Here is a 15,187-nt window from a genome sequence, read left to right as displayed (position 1 = left end):
ATTCAGGAGAAGGTCATGGGTAACGAACTTGGTGGTGCTTATATTGGCCAGATGATTGCAAAAGACGCGATGCACAAAGCGCTTTACGGTAAAGCGAAGAAGAAAAAAGCTTCTGTTTTTGCTCGTGTTATGAAAAAACTGGCGAAATAATTTAAAAAGCCCTGATTGAAGAATCAGGGCTTTTTGCTTTTATCTGTCTTGTTTTTAGTGGCAGCCTACATATTGAACAACATTGGTAAACCACTACTCAAAGACGGATGGCATTTGAATCAAACGCTAAGCGGATTGGCTTGGTATCTCCACGACATTATTAGGCACTTTATCTAGCCCCTTTGCTGCTAACCACTTTTCTAAATCGTCAGCGCCTCCAAGATACTTTCCATCCAACCAGATCTGCGGCACTGTTACCGGCGTTTTTTCTCCAATGATGGCTTTTACTTCGGGGATCATGCGATACAAAGCGGCGCTGTCTTTAACCACGTCATGATACTCGTATTGAACACCAGCATCGTCAAGTAGTTGTTTCGCTTTGACACAGTAAGGGCAGGTGGCTTTACCATAAACAATGTTGCCTTTTAGCTCATCGCGTTTGACCCATTCAGCGATAACTGATTGCACAAGCACGCCCCGGTTTAGCGCTTCTCCTTGGCTGACCACTTTTCCTTCGACAATAAGAATCGGTGCATGCCAGGCCCCTGCTTTTAATGGTTCCCACCAATGTGATAACCAATCTTTTACTTCCAGTTCAACGGGGACATCAGCGAGTTCGTTTTTAAAAGTATCCGTCAAAATATCTTTAGTTAACGTACATTCACCACAAGGAATATTGACTTTGAATGGACCCCAACTACCAGCCCAGCGGTACAGTGTAATTTTGATTGGTTGACTCATATGGTGTTCCTCATTTCCTTTCCTGAAAATATAGAACCTTGAAATTAGACTTTTCTTTCAACTAGCTTTGTCTTTTTCGCTTCCCAGTGCGTAATAAACGCAATGGAGGCAATAATAATCGCGGCGCCTAGCCATAAACGACCAGGTGGTACCCAGCCAAACACCAACCAGCCAGCAACGACATTCAAAGGCAGTTTTGCGTGATCAAATGGTTGCACAAACGAGGCGTCTGCTACTGCATATGCTTTAACGATAGCCCATTGAGCGAGTGCAGTAAGCGCGCCTGCGGCTAAAAGTACGCCCCATATCGTCCAGGTATTTGGCATAGTAAATGTCGGTATTGCCAATAAGATATTAAACGGCGTTATCAGCAGTAATAAATAGACAACCATGGTTGAGGGCGGATCGTTGACCGACATTTTCTTTACCATCAGAGAATACGCTGCCCAGAAAAATGCGGCGCCAACAGGAAGCAGGGTCGCCCATGTAAATGAATCTGCCCACGGCTCAAGAATGATCATAGCACCAACAAACCCTGTTAATGTTGCTAACCAGCGTGCAGTACCTACTTTCTCTTTGAGTAACAAGCCAGATCCAACCGTTGCAAATAATGGAGAGGTCATTAGCAGCGCAATGCCTTGCCAAATCGGAACTGGATAAGCGAGTGCCCAAAGCCAAAGCTGAATCCCGATAACAGAGAGAAAAATACGGAAGGCATGCCAACCAAAGTGTTGGGTTCTTAGTGAGCGTCTAATTCCAAGTGTACGCAGATAGGGCAGAATGACAAATAAGGCAATAGCGTATTGGAATAACGCGAATGTGGTGGAAGAGACACCAAAGTTGATGCTAGCAATTTGGGCGAAGCTGTTCACTATGGCGAATGCCAAGCCAGCTGTTAGCATCCAGGACGCACCTTGAACAGGATGATGATTCAATTGAAAAATTCCAGTTTGATAGAGGTGGCGGGATCATACGTCCTATTGTTTTTCGCGCCAATAAAAAAATGCCTCCCAGAGGGAGGCGACATTACCAATTCAAAGGACGTGCCTGTTATAACAGGTACAAAGAACGAGAAGCACAAACGCTGCCATGCATTTGCATAATTGGTATTGCAGAACGCGTGCCAATTTTTATCTATTTGATTTTAATTGTCTTTTTTGTTTTAGTTCGGTTGACCATTAGGAGAAATGCACTAACTTAGTGACAAATCGCATTAAAAGAGGGCAGAGGCAGGAGTCACTACGCTCGTTTTTCATTGCAGAGCGATGCTTGGATAGTGTGAAAATTTATCGAGTTATGTTGGGTTACATAAAAAATGGCCAGCAAGCATGCTGGCCAATTGGACTCGCTCTTAGGACAAGAGTGAATTAGAAATCGTAACGTACACCAAGGCGCAGTGTATCTTCGCCTTCTGTTACTAGACCTGTTGCTGGATCTTTTGCTTCATCAAGTTGGTTGATGTAGTAAGACAGGTAAGTACGGAAGTTGCTGTTTAGTTTGTAGTAACCAACAAGCTCGATACCTTCAACGGTGTCGTACTTTGAACCGTTGTCTGGATCATTCTCTTGAGCTGTGTATAGCGCAGCAAGTGTCACTTTACTTGCTACTTTGTAGCTTGCGACTAGCTCGTAAGCCGTAAAGTCTTCAGCGTCAGTCAGGGACCCTTGAGAATAAGTACCTGCTAGGTAAAGGTTATCCATCGAGTAAGCGATACCACCTAGAATTTGATCTTCAGAGTTGTCTTTATCTACGTCGCCACCAGAATATGCAAGACCGAGGTCTAGGCCCATTGGCAGTGAGTACATTCCAGAGATGCCGTATTTATCTTCGTTATCGCTAGAGTTTGCTTGGTAGGTTGCTTGCAGTTGTAGCGCATCAAACGCACCACGGTATGCGAAAACGCTGTCTTGCTTATCAGAAGACGAATCGATAACTTGCTGAACACCAGAGAACTCAGTGATATCCGTCATGTCAGAGATGATGACTGCAGCCATGTCTTGACGACCTACAGAGAAAGCACCGATATCAGAGTCGACACCTGCATACATGTAGCGGTTTTTGAATTCACTCTTGCCCGTTTTTTGCTCGGCTTCGTAAACACCGAATGCAGAAAGGCCATTGCCGATGTCCGTTTTACCTTTTAGATTAAGACGAGCGCGGCTTTTATCTTCCATAGAGCCTTCAACTTCAGCACCACCTGAACCGATGAAGTCACCACGGAACTCAACGCGGCCGCCAACTTTTAATTCAGTACCGTCGTTTTTGTATACTGTTGCTGCGAATGATGGTGCTGATACCAATGCTGTAAGAATTGCAGTAGTTAGTGCTGCCTTTTTCATTTTCTTATTACCCTAGTTGTAATCGATGGGCTTTCTTGCCCGATGTGTTGATGACGCTAAGGTAAACGCTGAAAATGAAAGATAGATTTCTGTTAAGTTATGATTTGATTGCACTTTTATTGCTGGCGAGAATAAGTGCCCCTTCTTATATCTCTTATAAAAAGAAAGGTTTTATCTTTTTTGAGGTTTTTCTGCCTTCTATTGGAGACCGTGCTTTTTTCAAAAAGTTCCTGAACCTATTTTTGTTCCAAAATGTAAGTAAACATTTCATTTTGACGGGAAAGTTATTTTCAAAAGTTGTGGTTCATCAAGTATTTGTGAGCACTATCTCGTTAAAGCATTTCTTTTTGTAAGGTTTTTACGCCTGGATTTTTTTCGGATAAGTAAACGTTTGCTTTTTAGTTTTTTGCTGAGAATTTTTCACTCGGTTATCAGGAACTAATCAAATAAAGTGTCGACAGTTGTTACACAAAGGTAAATCCATTCTGGCGGAAAAGATGCCCCAGAGGGCCTTTGTATTCCTTTCTGTGTTCATCATTTCGTTTTACGAAAGTGAATCAGAGCTGGGTCTAAAACTGACTAACCAACTAATAAGTAATGGATTTAGAAATGAATAAAAAATTATTAGCAGCGGCACTCGTCTAGGTTATTTAGGTTTAACACATGAGGTTTACGGTCGTGCAGTAGGTGGTACGCAATGGTCACCTTACTATGATGTAGCAGGCATCGCGGATATGCCAATTGCGTTTGCGAATGACTTCATTTACGACGATCACGGAAACCTAGGCACAGGTCGTGCGGATAAAATGCTGTCTTATCGCAATGGCTTTGATTTAGGCGAAGCAGGTGCGATTAACGTTGGTCTTGGATGGCAAGGCGCAAATGATGAATACACGCGTAACGACGCAGGTACTATCACTGGTGGTCTTAAATACGATGACCGCATGCAAGTTGCGCTTTCTTACGCAATCATGGGCGCGAAAATTGGCTACTCATACAACGGTGGTGACTTCCAACACCCTGCTTACACAGGTAAACACACCGCGGAATCACATGTTGTGTCTGCATCTTACGGCGCTTACGGCCAAGGTCTGTTCCTTGCCGCGGTATATGGTTCAAATGAAAATATGAACTTCAGTGTAAATGGCGACCGTTTGGCGGAAAGTGATGCGTACGAAGCGATCATCGCATACGCTCTAGCGAACAGTTTAAACTTGAGCGTTAACTACGAGATGGTTGAAGGTAAAGAGTTCAAAAACTCTAAAACAGAAACCGCTCGTGAGGAAATGGCACTGCAGGCAGAGTACAACTTCACGCCTAAATTTGTTGGTTACGCGGGTTACCAGTTTGACCTAAATGATGACTATGGTCGTGAAACTGATGACAAATGGGCGATAGGTGCTCGTTACTACCTATAATAGGATTTAGCGAGAACAATCATTCATCCTTATTGATTTAAAGCCAGCCTCGTGCTGGCTTTTTTGTCTATTTGTTTTGCAAATACCTTTATGTTTCAATTAGATGATACAAAACTCAAAACGGGGTGAATGTCTTATTTTTCACACTAGAGGATGGGATTTAGTGTCGTTAAGTCAATAGGTTAGATTATGATGAGGTTTTTGTTTTGCAGGGAAGAGCGATGAGCGTTATTCAAGTTGAAGAAAAGAAAGTAGAAGTGGGTAAAGTGCTTTGTGTTGGGCGAAATTACGTTGAACATATTCATGAGCTTGATAATGCGATACCTGAGCAAATGGTGGTATTTAATAAACCCGCGACTTCCGTATCGACGACTCTGCGTTCATTTCATCAAGAGCCTCTTCATTACGAGGCTGAAATCTGTTTTCTGATCAAAGATGGACGTTATTCAGCGGTCGGTTTGGGATTGGATCTGACCAAGCGCGGTTTGCAGTCTTCACTTAAACAACAAGGGTTGCCCTGGGAGCGTGCTAAAGCGTTTGATGGCTCCGCAGTGTTTAGTCGATTTGTCTCTTTGGATAACATTGATATTAATGATCTTAACCTAGAGCTCTTGATTAACTGCGTTCGTGTACAAAAAGGTCACGTTAACCAGATGCTCTATCCGCCGCTAACCATTTTGGATGAATTAACGAGTTACACAACACTTCAAGATGGCGATGTGGTAATGACCGGCACACCAAAAGGAGTTGGTGAGGTGCATCAAGGTGACATCTTCCTTGGACGATTAAAGTGTGGTGATGTCACCCTGTTGGAGATTGAGTGGGTGGCGAATTAAAGCCAAATTCGCAGAACGAGAAATACCACCATGCTGATCACCGTCGTTAAAAGAACATTTTTAGTAAAGTACGCGATTAACGCAGCCAGCAAGGCAGCCAATAAAAATGGGTTGTGCACATTCACGCTGAGTGCTCCATCGGGAATGAAAACGATAGGCGCCCAGATCGCAGTGAGTACCGCAGGGCTGGCGTAGTTGAGCACTTTTTGTGTACGTGTCCCTAATCGCAGTGGTAGCTTGGGTTCTAAAAACAAGTAGCGGCTGGTGAAAACAAGTCCCGTCATCAGTAAAATAGACAACATGATCATTAGTGTTTCTCCTGTACTTGTTCCACAAAGTAGCCTGTAAGCATGGCTAAAATGCTCGAAATCATCAAACTTCCTTCCACTTGGTAATAGGTTAGGGCGACCGAGCTCACTAATGCCACGACAACACTCGCGAGCACCGCCATATTTTTAATAGTCGGAACTACAATTGCGATAAAAGTCGCGGCCACAGCAAATTCCAATCCCATTTCGTTCAGTTCAGGGATCAGGCTTCCCGCAATAATGCCCGTCAATGTCGCGATATTCCAAAACAGGTAAAAACTCAAACCAGCCCCAAGCGCATACCAGCGATTAAATTGTTTATCGGAATGATGACCTACAATCGCAAACAGCTCATCAGTGAGTAAGAATCCGAGTGATAACCGCCATTTAAGAGGAAGTGGTGCAATTTTACTGCGCATCGATACACTGTAGAGGAAGTGTCGAGAGGTGATAAAAAACGTTGTTAGTAACATGGTTACTAGGCCTGCCCCCGATTTAATCATCCCCATCGCGACGAGCTGCGCGGAACCTGCGAACAGAATGGCGGATAGTGCTTGTCCTTCCAAAGGGTGAAGCCCAGTATCAATCGCGAATGAGCCTGCGAGCAAACCCCAAGGCAACACCGCGATACTCAGTGGCATCATCGCAAGTGTGCCTTGCCAAAATAGCGTGGCTTTTGATTCTTCTTGTAACGGCAAAGTGTGGTCCATAGTTTCTTCTTAGTTATTCCTAAATCAGGCTACCAAGATAGCTCGGTAGTCGCATAACGCCTTGTACAATATTGCTGCTTTAGCTGTGACGGACGTATTGGCCGGGAGTGACGCCCATGGCTTTTTTAAAGTGTCGATGCAGATGGCTTTGATCATGGAAGCCACATTCTTGTGCCACATCTGAAATTTTTTGTCCCATTTTTAGTAGCTTCTTCGCCATACGTAAACGTTGCTGAATTTGATAAGCATGGGGAGGGAAGCCAAACTGTTTTTGAAACTCTCTTAGCAAATGAAAAGGGCTTAACCCAGCCAGTTTTGCGAGCTCTTCTAGCGAGACGTCCGTTTGCGGGAAGTCTTCCAAAAACTCTTTGACCAACTGTATTTGTCGCTGAGCTCTGGTTGATTCTTTGAGCGGTGCCCGGTGGGTGCTGTGTTTGCTGGCTAGTTTGATCAACGTGCCGTAAATCAAAGTTTCTCGTAGTAGTCGGTTGTCTGATTTTTCTAGCGTTTCAAACACCAATCGCAACTGATTTGCTAGTTCAGGATCATAAACCACAGGTTGAGGGAAATAGGGCAGCGCGACATTTGGTGAACCAAGCTCTTGCCCTAAGGTCTGAAACTGCTGTGGTACGGGGTACATTGCTTTGTATTCCCAACCGCCTTCTGAGGCCGAATGCCCGTTGTGTACTTCATCGGCATTAACAAGGATGATGCTGTCCTGTGGCGCGATATGATTTCCGCCTGTTCGAAAGAACTGCTGTGCTCCCTTCTCGATGACGCCAATAGTGTAACCTTCGTGGCTATGGCGTGAAAAATTCTGCTTCTCATACTTTGCATCGAGAAGTTCTAAACCGCCGAGCTCTTGAGCTATCTTGAAGGTAGCGATTTCCTTATTCTTTTCTTTCATCTTTATCCGGTCTGCTCAAGAAAATCATCTTAGAAGTGTAACGGATCCATCGTGCTTATTTTTGTACAAAATTGCTATTCGATTTTTATAAATAGGCGAATTGATTGTTATTTTTCGTCCTAGCAAACTATGATTTTTATTTTCTGAATTATCTTGGTGATTTTGGGCTGGCTGTTGTCATTTTGTTGGTATAACATTCGCCGCTTTGTTGTAGAAAAAGCGGTTCCATCATGATTGATTTATCTGTACTTCCTGTTTATCTCACCGCAGTAGTGGCTTTGTTGCTGTTACCAGGGCCCGATATGTTGCTTATCGCGAGCTCTAGTATGAGTTACGGTAAGAAGGTCGGTCTGTTTGCTAGCTTAGGCAATGCGACGTCTGGTGTTATTCTTACTTTGCTTGCTGCAATGGGAGTATCAACCTTGATCGCAATGAGCCCAATCGCCCTTAAAGTCCTTCATCTATTAGGTGGCGCTTACTTGCTAAAAATGGGTTGGGACTGCTTACGAGCTGAGGCATCTTCGGCTCCAGAGCTTGATGGTCAAAACAAAATGGCATCAACTTATTATCAACGTGCTTTGATGAGTAATTTGCTTAACCCTAAAGCGTTGGTATTTTTTGTGATGTTTTTGCCGCAGTTTGTCTCAAGCAATATCACAGCGTCTTCTGGTGAGCAGATGCTAGCACTAGGGTTATTGTTAAACGTCCTTGGCTTGTCATTCAATTTATTACTTGTTGGGCTGGCAGGCACATTGGGTAAGGGGCTGCTTGAGAACGAAAAATTCCGCACGTATCAACATAAACTAATGGGTTTGGTGTTCGTTATTCTCGCGTTGTGGATGCTGAGCAGTTTCGCCTTGTAAAGTTATCATATTCCATCAGAAAGCCAGCAATTGCTGGTTTTTTGTTTTAGGATATTGGTGTTTCCTAAGGAGAGGGTATATGAAGCTTGAATTTTGTTTAAATCCAGATCAAACAGACTTTGATTCTGTTCGTGAAGGTATTCGATCTTATAACCGAATGCACTTGCCTGAAGGGGAAGTGCATGCTGTGGGCTGTTTTGCTAAAGATGAGAATGGCAAGATTATGGGGGGTCTGACTGGCGAAATGTTTAAAAATACGGTGTTTGTTGAGTTTTTGTGGGTAGATGCTGAAAGTCGGACATCTGGTATCGGTAGCCAGTTAATGGCGATGTTAGAAGAAAAAGTAAAGCCTCACGGGGTTACCCATGTTTATTTGGATACCTACAGCTTCCAAGCTCTTGATTTTTATCTTAAATTAGGTTTTGAAAAAGTAGGGCAGTACTCAGGTTATCCTGCAGAGGGCATCCACAAGTACTTTCTACAAAAGGAAATTGTAATCTAGGGAAAAGCACTGGTTAGCTTGACTTGTTCTAGTCAAAATCAAAAAAAGAGGCGCGAATTTGCGCCTCTTATCGTATCAGGTGTCTCTGCTTCTCTTTGACTTACAAACTTGTCTGATGCGCGTCGATAAGTTCGTTCATCTTCGCCTCTGCCGCTTGCTGTGCTTGTGCATAGCTCATATCCGCAGGGAAAAGGTTGATGACTTCGTAGTAACATTTTAGTTTTGGCTCAGTACCCGAAGGGCGAACAATCACACGAGACTGATCTTCTAGGTGATAAATCAATACGTCACTTGCTGGTAAGTCAATGGATTCTTCTGAGCCGTCATCAAACATGCGAACTGATGTTTTTAGATCTTCAGTTACTGCGACTTTTTTACCAGCAATCTCTGTTGGTGGGTTTGCACGGAGCTTGTCACCGATTGGTGGAGAGTTCGGGTCGAGAGCGATACTGCGCTGCGCGTTAAAGTAGAAACCGTGCTCGCGGTACAGTTCTTCCAATTTATCCCATAGTGTTTTGCCTTGAGCTTTAAGTTTTCCTGTTAGCTGGGCAAATGCGACGATTGCAGATAAACCATCTTTATCCCACACCTTGTTACCCACGGTATAACCGAGCGCTTCTTCATAAGCAAACAAGAATGGATTGGCTTCTGTCTCTTGCTCCATGGCAACGTTAGTGAGCCATTTGAAGCCTGTTAACGTTTGGTAGTATTGGGCGCCATGCGCTTTGGCAATGCTACTCAGCATTCTTGATGATACGATGGTGTTGCCAACCAGAGCGTTAGGTTGCTGTTCTAGCAAGTAATCGCCAAACAGTGACCCCACTTGGTCACCGGTTAACATTTGGTATTCGCCATCTGGGCGTTTTACCGCCACTGCAAAACGGTCGGCATCTGGATCGTTGGCACAAGCGATATCAGCATCTACGGACTTACCTAATGCCATCACCATATCCATTGCACCGGCTTCTTCAGGGTTTGGGAAGTTGACGGTTGGGAAGCTGCCATCAGGTTCGCGCTGTTCCTTAACACTTGCCACTTTTTGGAAGCCTGCGTCGGCAAGTAGCGTTTCCGCCATATTCGCCCCAACGCCATGCATCGCAGTGTAAGCGATAGAAATATCGGTGTTGTTGTCAGGAGTAAGCAGCGCGTTTTCGTTCATCGTTTTACGGTAAGTTTGGTAGTAGTCGTCTTCCAACCAAACTAACAAACCGCGCTGTTTTGCATCATCGAGAGACATTAAAGGTAATGGCTTTGTTGTTGCGTCATCAATTTTCGCTGCGATTCCAGAGTCGTGTGGAGGAATGATTTGTGCGCCATTCTCCCAATATACTTTAAAGCCATTGTACTCTGGTGGATTGTGGCTAGCGGTAACAACAACAGCGGCCGCAGCATTCAATGTTCGGACACCAAACGCAACAATTGGGGTTGCTGCAACATCGTACGTTAGGTAAACCTTGATACCAAGGGCTGTCAGTACGGACGCAGTATCATGCGCGAATTGTTTCGAATCAGGACGACCGTCGTAGCCAATAACGACACCACGACTTGCGGCATCTTTGACTTGCTCTAGCAAATAGTTTCCTAGGCCAGTGGCTGTCTCTTGAATCACCAAACGGTTCATTCGGTTTGGACCTGCGCCCACTTTGCCGCGTAACCCTGCTGTACCAAAGGCAAGGCGCGATCCAAAGCGATCAGTAAGCTCTTGTTCATTATTTGTATCGACGAGGTGTTGTAGCTCTTCGCGAGTCTTAGGGTCAGGGTCTCGTTCTAGCCATTGAGTAATTAGTGCTGTCATATCAATCATTCCTTAGTAGGGGGCGCCTACTTTCTTGGACACTTCGTTTTGTAAGTATCTCAATGTTTTCTTTTAAATTAATGTAAATGGTTCTCAATTACATTTCAAAGAGGGCAATCGATAAACCGAATTAATTTTTCTTATCCGAACAAAATTTAATCATATTTAATTTCTTGAAGAACCTTGGAACTATAACTAGCCTTTTAACATAAATATAACAAACCGTGTCGAAATCGTAGTTTTTGTGATTTTTCGTAAAGTTGTTCGATATTTGCATCGGGACGCAAGGAAGCTCGCGCAAGCGTAGCGGCTGAGCAGAGGAGAGATCTTTTGAAAAGATTAACGACTACTCTAGCCTTATCACTGAATGTGATTTTAATCACATTCTCCTCTTTCAGTTGGTCAAAGGAAAGTGACTACAACATGACCAAAGGGGTCACAGTGATAAGTGGGCAAGTGTATGAATTACATATGCTGATTTTCTATATCTGCTGCGTAATTGCTTTGATTGTATTTGGCGTCATGTTCTATTCCATCTTTCGTCATCGCGAGTCAAAAGGAGCAGTTGCCGCACATTTCCACGAAAGTACAAAAGTGGAAATTATTTGGACAGTCATACCTATCATCATTCTTGTCGCCATGGCGATTCCCGCAACGAAAACTTTAGTCGCAATGGAAGACACAAGCCAATCAGATATCACGGTCAAGATCACAGGCTCGCAATGGAAATGGCATTACAGCTATTTTGGTGAAGATGTTGAGTTCTTCAGTTTGCTTGCCACCAGCCAAAAGCAAATTGATGGTATCGAGACAAAAGGCGCGCATTATCTATTGGAAGTAGACAACCCTTTGGTGTTGCCTGTGAATCGCAAAGTGCGTTTTTTGATGACTTCTGATGATGTCATTCACTCATGGTGGGTGCCGGATTTTGCTGTCAAGAAAGACACCATCCCTGGTTTTATTAATGAAGCATGGACAAGAATTGATGAGCCAGGCGTATATCGCGGTCAATGTGCGGAGCTATGTGGTCGTGCACACGGGTTCATGCCGGTGGTGGTGCATGCGATGGAAGAAGAAAAGTTTGATGAATGGTTAGCGAGTAAGAAGGAAGAAATCGCACTTCAAAAAGCGGCGGCACAAGAAGCGCTCTCTCAAGACTTATCCATGGGTGAGTTGATGTCGCAGGGCGAATCTATATACACGGCGCGTTGTGCTGTGTGCCATCAGGCTAATGGTGAGGGGATTCCGGGTGCATTTCCCGCGATTAAGGGCAGCCCCATCGCAACAGGCCCAATTTCAGAGCACATTGATGTGATTGTGAATGGCCGTCCGGGCACTGCAATGCAGTCTTTTTCGAACCAGTTAAGTGACAAAGAAATTGCCGCTGTCATTACATATCAGCGAAACGCATGGGGCAACGACACTGGCGATACGGTGCAAGCATCCGATGTGAATGCCTTTAAGGCACAAGGCAGTGCTAAGGAGGAAATATGAGTAAGCCAATAGATAAGGCAGTGAAGTCTGCACCAGCGGAAGCCAGTGCAAACAGTACCATTGCGATTGATGATGGCCATGAGCATCATGCTCCCCAAGGTATTGCTCGTTGGCTGTATTCCACAAACCATAAAGACATTGGCACCCTGTACCTTTGGTTTAGTTTCGCGATGTTTTTGACTGGTGGGGCGATGGCGATGGTCATTCGTGCCGAACTATTCCAACCTGGACTACAGCTGGTTGATCCACAGTTTTTTAATCAAATGACCACGGTACACGGTTTGGTGATGGTGTTTGGTGCTGTGATGCCAGCATTTACGGGCCTTGCTAACTGGATGATTCCAATGATGATCGGTGCTCCAGATATGGCGCTACCTCGCATGAACAACTTGAGCTTTTGGATTCTACCTTTTGCATTTCTTATTTTATTGAGCTCGTTGTTTTTACCTGGCGGCGGCCCCGATTTTGGCTGGACGTTCTATGCTCCGTTGTCCACGACTTATGGCCCAGATAGCACCGCGCTGTTTGTATTCTCTGTTCACATCATGGGTATCAGCTCCATCATGGGCGCGATAAACGTTATCGTGACGATAGTAAATATGCGAGCTCCGGGAATGACTTGGTTCAAGTTACCAATGTTTGTTTGGACTTGGTTAATCACCGCTTTCTTATTGATCGCGGTTATGCCGGTATTAGCGGGTGCGGTGACGATGGTTCTTACTGACAAATATTTCGGGACTAGCTTCTTTGATGCAGCTGGTGGCGGCGATCCGGTGATGTTTCAACACATCTTTTGGTTCTTTGGTCACCCAGAAGTGTACATCATGATTTTACCGTCGTTTGGCATCATTTCTGCCATCCTTCCTGCTTTCAGTGGCAAGAAGCTGTTTGGTTATCATTCGATGGTTTACGCGACGTGCAGCATTGCGTTGTTGTCTTTCCTTGTGTGGGCGCATCACATGTTTACAACGGGGATGCCAGTTTTTGCAGAGCTTTTCTTTATGTATTGCACCATGCTGATTGCGGTACCAACAGGGGTGAAAGTCTTTAACTGGGTCGCCACCATGTGGCGTGGGGCTCTGACATTTGAAACGCCAATGTTGTTTGCCATTGCCTTTATTGTGCTCTTTACGATTGGCGGTTTCTCGGGATTGATGCTGGCAATTGTGCCGGCGGATTTCCAATATCATGACACTTACTTCGTGGTTGCGCATTTCCACTATGTGTTGGTATCTGGTGCCGTATTCTCGATTATGGCGGCAGCGTACTATTGGTTACCTAAGTGGACAGGCAATATGTACGACCACAAGCTGAGTTTGTGGCATTTCTGGTGCTCGATTATTTCAGTTAATGTTTTGTTTTTCCCGATGCACTTTCTAGGTTTAGCGGGTATGCCAAGACGTATCCCGGATTACGCTATTCAGTTTGCTGATGTCAATCAAATCGTCTCCATTGGTGGATTTGCGTTTGGGTTGTCACAATTGATCTTTTTATGGGTGGTGATTAAGTGTATTCGTGGCGGTGAAAAGGCCGCTGAAAAACCGTGGGAACGTGCGGAGGGCTTAGAATGGACGGTGCCAAGCCCGGCGCCCCATCATACGTTTACTACGCCGCCTAAAGTCGATTAAAAACGAAGGGGTGAGTGAGATGAAACCGAATCCATCAAACAAAAAGCTCACAGTGAAGTTGCTTTTAGCGACCCTTTTGATGTTCGGGTTTGGCTACGCACTTGTCCCATTGTATGACGTAATGTGCGACGCACTGGGTATCAATGGAAAAACAAGTGAAGTGGCCGCCATTCAACCAACTGGTATGCAACCGGACATGAGTCGAACCATTCGCGTGGAGTTTATGGCGCATGTAAGCCCCGATATGCCTTGGGAGTTTAAACCCAAAGTGATTTCGATGGACGTTCATCCCGGTGAAGTCGTACAAACCGAATACCTTGCATTTAATGAAAGCGGGCAGAAGTTGGTAGGGCAAGCCGTTCCCTCTGTTTCTCCCGGGAATGGTGCCGCTTATTTCAATAAGATTGAGTGCTTTTGTTTTAACCAACAGCCTTTGGATGGCAAACAACAAGCTCAAATGCCGTTGATTTTTTATATCGAACCGGACTTACCGGAGTCGATACACACGTTAACGCTGTCTTACACACTCTATAAACTTCCCCCTCCTACAGGTTCTTAGCCACTCAAGGAGAGAGATGCAGACCAAGGCTGGTCAGTAAGGAGAGAAATTATGAGTAACAAGCCAGGAACATATTATGTTCCCGCTCAAAGTAGCTGGCCGATCATCGGTGCGTTTGCTCTATTCTTAGTTGCCGTTGGTGCAGGAATGACCGTTCAGGGGACACAAAGCGAAGGGGCTGTGGGAACCATTGGTAGCATTGTGCTAGCGGTAGGTTTTCTGTTCTTGCTTTACATGTTGGCGGGCTGGTTTAGTAATGTGATTACTGAGTCACTGAGTGGAAAGTACAGCTCGCAAATTACTCGTTCTTTTCGCCAAGGGATGAGCTGGTTCATCTTCTCTGAAGTGATGTTTTTTGGTGCCTTTTTTGGTGCGTTATTCTACGCCAGGATGATTTCTGTGCGTTGGTTAGGTGGGGCAGATAACAACTTCATGACCAACGAGGTTTTGTGGCCAACCTTCGAAGCGATGTGGCCACTCACACTGACTCCGGGTGGAGATACAACACAAGCTATGCCGTGGCAGGGCATTCCCCTTACTAATACTATTTTGCTGCTATTGTCGTCGATTACGCTACATATGGCGCATATAAGCCTTGAAAAAGACAAAAGAACAGCGCTGATTTTTTGGTTGGAAATCACCATCGTGCTTGCGGGCTTTTTCCTATATTACCAAGCGGTCGAGTATGCTCATGCTTATCAAGAAATGGGGCTCACGTTGCAATCTGGTATCTACGGAAACACCTTTTTTATGTTGACGGGTTTTCACGGTTTGCACGTTTGTCTTGGGACGATTTTCTTAATCGTATTATTGCTCCGAATCGCTAAAGATCATTTTTCGTCTAAGAACCATTTTGCCTTCCAAGCAGGTAGTTGGTATTGGCACTTTGTGGATGTGGTTTGGTTATGTCTGTTTGTGTTTGTGTACGTGCTGTAGG

Annotated in this window: 15 protein-coding genes and 1 pseudogene; 9 read left to right on the top strand and 7 right to left on the bottom strand. The window is 44.7% G+C overall.

Going from position 1 to position 15,187, the window contains the following annotated elements; all coding sequences use genetic code 11:
• Nucleotides 1–15 precede the first annotated feature (15 nt).
• On the top strand, nt 16–150 hold the full coding sequence (locus D8S93_RS25285) for a hypothetical protein (RefSeq protein WP_005391196.1): 135 nt from the start codon (nt 16–18) through the stop codon (nt 148–150).
• A gap of 126 nt (nt 151–276) precedes the next feature.
• Here the strand turns inward: D8S93_RS25285 and D8S93_RS14860 are convergent, their stop codons facing one another.
• The 3 genes from D8S93_RS14860 to D8S93_RS14850 all read right to left on the bottom strand — a co-directional run bounded on the left by D8S93_RS14860 (nt 277) and on the right by D8S93_RS14850 (nt 3,230).
• Complete coding sequence (locus D8S93_RS14860) at nt 277–891, bottom strand: glutaredoxin domain-containing protein (RefSeq protein ID WP_152813989.1); 615 nt, start codon at nt 889–891, stop codon at nt 277–279.
• Nucleotides 892–935: 44 nt separating this feature from the next.
• A complete protein-coding gene (locus tag D8S93_RS14855; protein WP_005391192.1) occupies nt 936–1,793 on the bottom strand; it encodes a DMT family transporter in 858 nt (285 codons plus the stop codon).
• Between the two features lie 465 nt (nt 1,794–2,258).
• Entirely contained in the window at nt 2,259–3,230 is a 972-nt protein-coding gene (locus D8S93_RS14850) for a porin (protein WP_054867550.1), read from the bottom strand.
• Between the two features lie 635 nt (nt 3,231–3,865).
• Between D8S93_RS14850 and D8S93_RS14845 the strand changes: the two are divergent.
• Nucleotides 3,866–4,648, top strand: a pseudogene (locus D8S93_RS14845) (porin); the annotation flags it as partial.
• Between the two features lie 221 nt (nt 4,649–4,869).
• Nucleotides 4,870–5,484, top strand: a complete 615-nt coding sequence (locus tag D8S93_RS14840; RefSeq protein ID WP_005391187.1) for a fumarylacetoacetate hydrolase family protein — start codon at nt 4,870–4,872, stop codon at nt 5,482–5,484.
• Here D8S93_RS14840 and D8S93_RS14835 read toward each other — a convergent pair.
• The 3 genes from D8S93_RS14835 to D8S93_RS14825 form a co-directional block, all read right to left on the bottom strand.
• On the bottom strand, nt 5,481–5,792 hold the full coding sequence (locus tag D8S93_RS14835) for an AzlD domain-containing protein (protein ID WP_006742072.1): 312 nt from the start codon (nt 5,790–5,792) through the stop codon (nt 5,481–5,483). The genes D8S93_RS14840 and D8S93_RS14835 overlap by 4 nt on opposite strands.
• Nucleotides 5,792–6,502 (bottom strand): AzlC family ABC transporter permease, encoded by a 711-nt coding sequence (locus D8S93_RS14830; RefSeq protein ID WP_046873712.1) that lies wholly within the window; start codon nt 6,500–6,502, stop codon nt 5,792–5,794. Before D8S93_RS14830 ends, D8S93_RS14835 begins: the two co-directional genes overlap by 1 nt.
• 79 nt (nt 6,503–6,581) lie before the next feature.
• Nucleotides 6,582–7,409, bottom strand: a complete 828-nt coding sequence (locus D8S93_RS14825; RefSeq protein WP_145535484.1) for an AraC family transcriptional regulator — start codon at nt 7,407–7,409, stop codon at nt 6,582–6,584.
• Between the two features lie 230 nt (nt 7,410–7,639).
• On the opposite strand from D8S93_RS14825, the gene D8S93_RS14820 reads away from it, so the two are divergent.
• Both D8S93_RS14820 and D8S93_RS14815 read left to right on the top strand, forming a co-directional pair.
• The gene (locus D8S93_RS14820) at nt 7,640–8,272 is read left to right on the top strand and encodes a LysE family translocator (RefSeq protein WP_005375522.1); all 633 of its coding nucleotides are present in this window, start codon (nt 7,640–7,642) and stop codon (nt 8,270–8,272) included.
• A 79-nt stretch (nt 8,273–8,351) separates the two neighbouring features.
• Nucleotides 8,352–8,774 (top strand): GNAT family N-acetyltransferase, encoded by a 423-nt coding sequence (locus tag D8S93_RS14815; RefSeq protein ID WP_152813987.1) that lies wholly within the window; start codon nt 8,352–8,354, stop codon nt 8,772–8,774.
• Between the two features lie 100 nt (nt 8,775–8,874).
• On the opposite strand, the gene D8S93_RS14810 is transcribed toward D8S93_RS14815, so the two are convergent.
• Nucleotides 8,875–10,569, bottom strand: coding sequence for a phospho-sugar mutase (locus D8S93_RS14810; RefSeq protein WP_065645776.1), 1,695 nt, complete (start codon nt 10,567–10,569; stop codon nt 8,875–8,877).
• A 330-nt stretch (nt 10,570–10,899) separates the two neighbouring features.
• Between D8S93_RS14810 and coxB the strand changes: the two genes are divergently transcribed.
• The 4 genes from coxB to D8S93_RS14790 are packed head-to-tail and all read left to right on the top strand — an operon-like array spanning nt 10,900 to nt 15,186.
• Nucleotides 10,900–12,063 carry a cytochrome c oxidase subunit II gene (gene coxB, locus D8S93_RS14805; RefSeq protein ID WP_152813985.1) on the top strand — a complete coding sequence of 388 codons (1,164 nt, stop codon included), beginning with the start codon at nt 10,900–10,902 and terminating at the stop codon, nt 12,061–12,063.
• Nucleotides 12,060–13,691 carry a cytochrome c oxidase subunit I gene (ctaD, locus tag D8S93_RS14800; protein ID WP_152813983.1) on the top strand — a complete coding sequence of 544 codons (1,632 nt, stop codon included), beginning with the start codon at nt 12,060–12,062 and terminating at the stop codon, nt 13,689–13,691. Before coxB ends, ctaD begins: the two co-directional genes overlap by 4 nt.
• A 19-nt stretch (nt 13,692–13,710) precedes the next feature.
• Nucleotides 13,711–14,250, top strand: a complete 540-nt coding sequence (locus D8S93_RS14795) for a cytochrome c oxidase assembly protein (protein WP_005391173.1) — start codon at nt 13,711–13,713, stop codon at nt 14,248–14,250.
• Nucleotides 14,251–14,301: 51 nt separating this feature from the next.
• Nucleotides 14,302–15,186 (top strand): cytochrome c oxidase subunit 3, encoded by an 885-nt coding sequence (locus D8S93_RS14790; RefSeq protein ID WP_152813981.1) that lies wholly within the window; start codon nt 14,302–14,304, stop codon nt 15,184–15,186.
• Nucleotide 15,187: the final 1 nt, after the last annotated feature.

Source organism: Vibrio sp. VGrn 2 (genome assembly GCF_009361695.1).
Lineage (GTDB): Bacteria > Pseudomonadota > Gammaproteobacteria > Enterobacterales > Vibrionaceae > Vibrio > Vibrio diabolicus.
The sequence above is the reverse complement of the archived record's forward strand: the minus strand, read 5'-3'. Positions and strand labels throughout refer to the sequence as shown.

Excerpts from the sequence above, each read along its gene's own strand:
- D8S93_RS25285 (WP_005391196.1), top strand. The coding sequence starts at position 16 with ATGGGTAACGAACTTGGTGGTGCTTATATTGGCCAGATGATTGCAAAA.
- D8S93_RS14860 (WP_152813989.1), bottom strand. The coding sequence starts at position 891 with ATGAGTCAACCAATCAAAATTACACTGTACCGCTGGGCTGGTAGTTGG.
- D8S93_RS14855 (WP_005391192.1), bottom strand. The coding sequence starts at position 1,793 with ATGCTAACAGCTGGCTTGGCATTCGCCATAGTGAACAGCTTCGCCCAA.
- D8S93_RS14850 (WP_054867550.1), bottom strand. The coding sequence starts at position 3,230 with ATGAAAAAGGCAGCACTAACTACTGCAATTCTTACAGCATTGGTATCA.
- D8S93_RS14840 (WP_005391187.1), top strand. The coding sequence starts at position 4,870 with ATGAGCGTTATTCAAGTTGAAGAAAAGAAAGTAGAAGTGGGTAAAGTG.
- D8S93_RS14835 (WP_006742072.1), bottom strand. The coding sequence starts at position 5,792 with ATGATCATGTTGTCTATTTTACTGATGACGGGACTTGTTTTCACCAGC.
- D8S93_RS14830 (WP_046873712.1), bottom strand. The coding sequence starts at position 6,502 with ATGGACCACACTTTGCCGTTACAAGAAGAATCAAAAGCCACGCTATTT.
- D8S93_RS14825 (WP_145535484.1), bottom strand. The coding sequence starts at position 7,409 with ATGAAAGAAAAGAATAAGGAAATCGCTACCTTCAAGATAGCTCAAGAG.
- D8S93_RS14820 (WP_005375522.1), top strand. The coding sequence starts at position 7,640 with ATGATTGATTTATCTGTACTTCCTGTTTATCTCACCGCAGTAGTGGCT.
- D8S93_RS14815 (WP_152813987.1), top strand. The coding sequence starts at position 8,352 with ATGAAGCTTGAATTTTGTTTAAATCCAGATCAAACAGACTTTGATTCT.
- D8S93_RS14810 (WP_065645776.1), bottom strand. The coding sequence starts at position 10,569 with ATGACAGCACTAATTACTCAATGGCTAGAACGAGACCCTGACCCTAAG.
- ctaD (WP_152813983.1), top strand. The coding sequence starts at position 12,060 with ATGAGTAAGCCAATAGATAAGGCAGTGAAGTCTGCACCAGCGGAAGCC.
- D8S93_RS14795 (WP_005391173.1), top strand. The coding sequence starts at position 13,711 with ATGAAACCGAATCCATCAAACAAAAAGCTCACAGTGAAGTTGCTTTTA.
- D8S93_RS14790 (WP_152813981.1), top strand. The coding sequence starts at position 14,302 with ATGAGTAACAAGCCAGGAACATATTATGTTCCCGCTCAAAGTAGCTGG.